Origin of the sequence: Nocardia sp. 852002-20019_SCH5090214 (assembly GCF_001665865.1) — a bacterium.
Lineage (GTDB): Bacteria > Actinomycetota > Actinomycetes > Mycobacteriales > Mycobacteriaceae > Nocardia > Nocardia nova.
The window spans coordinates 1-843 of record NZ_LZMK01000413.1 but is presented as its reverse complement, the minus strand read 5'-3'; the positions used below and the strand labels follow the sequence as shown (position 1 = coordinate 843).

The 843-nt window shown below is 72.4% G+C and carries 1 pseudogene; it reads left to right on the top strand.

From position 1 onward, the window contains the following. Positions 1–843: pseudogene (locus A5780_RS41525) on the top strand (hypothetical protein); the annotation flags it as partial.

The window sequence follows — 843 nt, the reverse complement described above, 5'->3', positions numbered from 1 at the left end:
ACCGGCGGCGACCTGCACGGCGCGGTCGAGCGGCTGGTCGACAACAACCTGCGCGATCACAGCAACCTCGGCTCCGGCGTCCTGCTCGTGCTGGCCATCCTCGGCCTGATCAGCATGCTCGTTCAACTCGCGATGCTGGTCATCCGCCAAGCCGTCCTGATCCTGGTGGTCGCCGCGATCCCGCTGGCAGCGGCCGCCGCCGGAACCGGACCAGGATCGCAGGCCTACAAGCGGATGCTGTCGTGGTCGCTGGCGTTCGTGCTGTGGAAACCGGTCGGTGCCCTCGTCTACGCGATCGCCTTCACCGCCGCAGGCACGAAAACCACTGGTCAGCAACAAGATCCGCAACTGGTGTTGCTCGGCATGATCCTGTTGTTGTCGGTGACGATCGTGCTGCCGGCCTTGATGCGGCTGGTCGCGCCCGCGGTGGCGACTCTCGGCGGCGGGGGAGGGGCAGGCGCGGCGCTCGCCGGCGGCGCCCTCGGCATCGCCATGGGTGCAGCCGGAGGTGATCGTTCCGCGGCCCGCAAGATGGCCGAAGGCGAAAACGCCACCACCAGCGGAGCCGGAGGCGGCGGTCCCACTCCGCCGTCGAGCGGCCCATCGGGCGGAGCAGGCGGTGGGCGTCCCCTCTCGGGCGGGACCGGTGGCGGCGGAGCTTCGCCCGGTCGCGGGGCCTCACCTGGCGGGGCCTCATCCGGAGGGTCCGGCTCGACGGGAACCGGGGGCCGATCGGCGGGCGCCTCGGAACAAGCCGGTGGCAGCTCGGGCGCGGCGGGCGGCGCGGGAGCGGGCATCGCCGGTGCGGCTGTCATGGGTGCGCAGGTGGCCGGGCAGGGTGTG